Source organism: Microbacterium umsixpiens (assembly GCF_053543675.1).
Genome location: NZ_JBLVOH010000143.1, coordinates 1 through 3,232, shown reverse-complemented (window position 1 = coordinate 3,232; position 3,232 = coordinate 1). Strand labels below are relative to the sequence as shown.

Sequence of the window (3,232 nt, the reverse complement as noted above, 5' to 3'; positions counted from 1 at the left end):
GGGGGGGCCCCCATTCTCGTCTCCGGCCGATGTGATCCTCGGACTCGTCCTCACAATCATCGGACTCGTCCGGGCAAAGCGAAAGGCCCTCTGACCTGGATTTCTCCGAGTCAGAGGGCCTTTCATTTGTTGCGGGGACAGGATTTGAACCTGCGACCTCCGGGTTATGAGCCCGGCGAGCTACCGAACTGCTCCACCCCGCGGCACAAGAAGTAACTTATCACGGATCCCGGGGCCCGGCCAATCGGGGCCGCCCTGCGCGACGCCCCGGGCGTGTCGATGCGAGAGGATGGGGATATGCCTGAGACCCCTGCCGTCGCCGTCGCCGTGTGCCAGTTCGCGCCGACCGCTTCCCGAGCCGACAACCTCGCGCAGATCGCCGAGCTGACTGCCGACGCTGCCGCGCGGGGCGCGAAGCTGATCGTCTTCCCCGAGTACTCGAGCTACTTCGTCGACACGATGGACGACACCCTCGCCGCGAATGCGGAGGGTCTCGACGGCGAGTTCGTCGAGACTCTGACCGCGCTGGCCGCCGACCGCGCGGTGGTGATCGTCGCCGGCCTCGTCGAGCGAGCCTCCGATGGGCATCGAGTGCGGAACGCTGTCGTCGCAGTGCGCGGTGACGGCATCCTCGCCGTCTATCGCAAACAGCATCTCTACGACGCCTTCGGGCAGACCGAGTCCGACTGGATCGAACCCGGGGAAGTGGGGGAGGCCGCGACGTTCGAGCTCGGCGGACTCCGCTTCGGGCTCATGACCTGCTACGACCTGAGGTTCCCCGAAGTCGCCCGGTCTCTCGTCGACGCGCAGGCCGACGTCCTGGTCGTCCCCGCCGAGTGGGTCCGAGGTCCACTCAAGGAGCACCACTGGACGACGTTGCTCGCCGCGCGCGCGATCGAGAACACCGTCTACGTGGTCGCGGCCGATCACCCGACGCCGATCGGTGTCGGCCACTCGCAGGTCATCGACCCGCAGGGCGTGGTCCTGGCGGGGGTGGGGACAGCCCCCGGCATCGCGGTCGCGGTCGTGGAGACCGCCGCGATCGAGCGGGTGCGCCGGAGCAATCCCTCGCTGCGCGCGCGGAGATACGCGGTCGTACCGCGCTGATGGCGTGATCCGCTGCGAGCGGAGAGCCGGTCAGGCGGAGAACCGCGCCAGCCGCGAAGCCGCCTCCTCGAGCACGTCGACGCGCTTGCAGGCGGCGAAGCGCACCAGGCCCGAGTACTCGTGCCGGTGGGGTTCGGAGACGAACGCCGTCAGGGGGATCGCCACGACTCCGGCGCGCTCCGGCAGAGAACGACAGAATGCTGCGGCGTCCGCGCCGCCGAGCGCCGTCGCGTCCGCCACCGTGAAGTAGCCGCCCTGCGGGGCGTACACCGTGAATCCGGCGGTGCGCAGTCCTTCGCCGAGGATCTCGTGCTTGCGGGCGAGTGCCGTCGCGGCATCCGTGAAGTACGAATCGGGCAAGCGGAGCCCCACCGCGACAGCCGGCTGGAAGGCGGAGCCGTTCACGTACGTGAGGTACTGCTTCACGGTGAGGACGGCGGTGATGAGGTCGGCGGGCCCGTGGACCCAGCCGATCTTCCATCCCGTCGCGGAGAACGTCTTGCCCGCCGAGGAGATGGTGAGGGTGCGCTCGGCCGCTCCGGGGAACGTGGCGATCGGGGTGTGCGGCGCGTGGAACGCCAGGTGTTCGTAGACCTCGTCGGTGACGATGACGGCGTCGTGCCGCGCGGCCAGCCGGACGACCTCCTCGAGCACGTCGCGACCGAAGACCGCACCCGTGGGATTGTGCGGATCGTTGACGAGGATGATCCGGGTGCGGTCCGTCACGCTCGCGGCGAGCTGATCGAGGTCGGGCTGGAAGTCGGGAGCGCGGAGGGGGACAGTGCGCAGTCGTGCGCCCGCCAGCGCCACCGCCGCGGCGTAAGAGTCGTAGTACGGCTCGAAGACGACCACCTCGTCGTCGGGACCGTCGATCAGCGCGAGCAGCGTCGCCGTGAGCGCCTCGGTGGCGCCGGCCGTCACGATCACTTCGTCGGCCGGGTCCACATCGAGGCCGTAGAAGCGCCGCTGGTGCTCGCTGATGGCGGCGAGCAGGTCGGGAATGCCGCGACCCGGCGGATACTGATTGGCTCCGTGGGCGATCGCGCTGCGGGCAGCCTCGAGCACCTCCGATGGTCCGTCCTCGTCGGGGAAGCCCTGTCCGAGATTGATCGCCCCGGCACGGGCTGCGGCGGCGGACATCTCTGCGAAGATGGTGGGCGCGACGGTTCCGTCTGCGGCGAGCAGGCCTGCACCGGCCGCCGTGCGCCGCCATGCGCCGGGAATGACACTCATGAAGAACAGGCTAAGGCCATAGCTGAAACTCATCGTCGACATAAGGAACACACAGACACAGGCGTCATTCTGAAGTGGTCGTTGAAGGAGCACACACCATGAACGAAGACAACACCCAGGACCACTCGGCACCCGCGTCGAACGACGCCGTGCCGTCCACCGAGGCTGCAGAGGTCGCCGCTCAGCCGGCGACGCCTGCCGCCGCTGACACGACCGGGTCGGCATCCGCCGCGCCCGCCACCGCCGCGCCGACGCCCGGTGCACCGGTGCAGGGGCACGAGGTGCCGTCGACGTTCACGTCGCACGTGTCGCCCGCGCCGCAGGTCGCGCCGGTGCCGCACGCATTCAGCGCGCCATCTGCGCCGGCGACGGGCACCGCTTCGGGCGCGGCCTTCGGCATCCCGACGGCGTCGCACACGCAGCCCACGCAGCCGTACGGCGCGGAGCCGCTCGTCGGCGATGGCACCAAGACCAAGGAGCAGAAGTCGCGCGGGGGCACGAAGTTCGCGGCGCTGATCGTCGCGGCCGCACTCGTCGGCGGCGTCGCGGGCTTCGGCGGCGGTGCGCTGCTGAACGGGCTCCAGGACACCCCGTCCTCCGGCACGGCGACCGGGCCGCAGACCGTGACGGTCAACAACCCCGGCTCGGTCAACGAGACCACCGCGGTCGCGACCTCCGCACTGCCGTCCGTGGTCACCATCGAGGTCGCCGGCTCGCAGGAAGCCGGCAGCGGCTCCGGCGTGATCATCAGCGACGACGGCTACGTGCTCACGAACACGCACGTCGTGACCCTCGGCGGTGCAGCGGCAGATCCCACCATCCGCGTGACCGCGTCGGACGGGAAGATCTACGAGGCCACCGTCGTCGGCACCGACCCGATCTACGACCTTGC

At 69.8% G+C, this 3,232-nt stretch carries 3 protein-coding genes and 1 tRNA gene; 2 read left to right on the top strand and 2 right to left on the bottom strand.

Translation table 11 applies throughout. From position 1 onward, the window contains the following. Nucleotides 1–129 precede the first annotated feature (129 nt). A tRNA-Met gene (locus ACNPM4_RS14190) sits at nucleotides 130–203 on the bottom strand. A gap of 94 nt (nucleotides 204–297) precedes the next feature. Here ACNPM4_RS14190 and ACNPM4_RS14185 point away from each other — a divergent pair. Beyond that, nucleotides 298–1,107 carry a carbon-nitrogen hydrolase family protein gene (locus ACNPM4_RS14185; protein WP_448986083.1) on the top strand — a complete coding sequence of 270 codons (810 nt, stop codon included), beginning with the start codon at nucleotides 298–300 and terminating at the stop codon, nucleotides 1,105–1,107. Nucleotides 1,108–1,137: 30 nt separating this feature from the next. Here the strand turns inward: ACNPM4_RS14185 and ACNPM4_RS14180 are convergent, their stop codons facing one another. Beyond that, on the bottom strand, nucleotides 1,138–2,340 hold the full coding sequence (locus ACNPM4_RS14180; protein ID WP_448986082.1) for an aminotransferase class I/II-fold pyridoxal phosphate-dependent enzyme: 1,203 nt from the start codon (nucleotides 2,338–2,340) through the stop codon (nucleotides 1,138–1,140). A 98-nt stretch (nucleotides 2,341–2,438) separates the two neighbouring features. Here ACNPM4_RS14180 and ACNPM4_RS14175 point away from each other — a divergent pair. Beyond that, nucleotides 2,439–3,232, top strand: a 794-nt coding sequence (locus ACNPM4_RS14175) for a trypsin-like peptidase domain-containing protein (RefSeq protein WP_448986081.1), incomplete at its 3' end; no start/stop codon positions are given.

Excerpts from the sequence above, each read along its gene's own strand:
- ACNPM4_RS14185 (WP_448986083.1), top strand. The coding sequence starts at position 298 with ATGCCTGAGACCCCTGCCGTCGCCGTCGCCGTGTGCCAGTTCGCGCCG.
- ACNPM4_RS14180 (WP_448986082.1), bottom strand. The coding sequence starts at position 2,340 with ATGAGTGTCATTCCCGGCGCATGGCGGCGCACGGCGGCCGGTGCAGGC.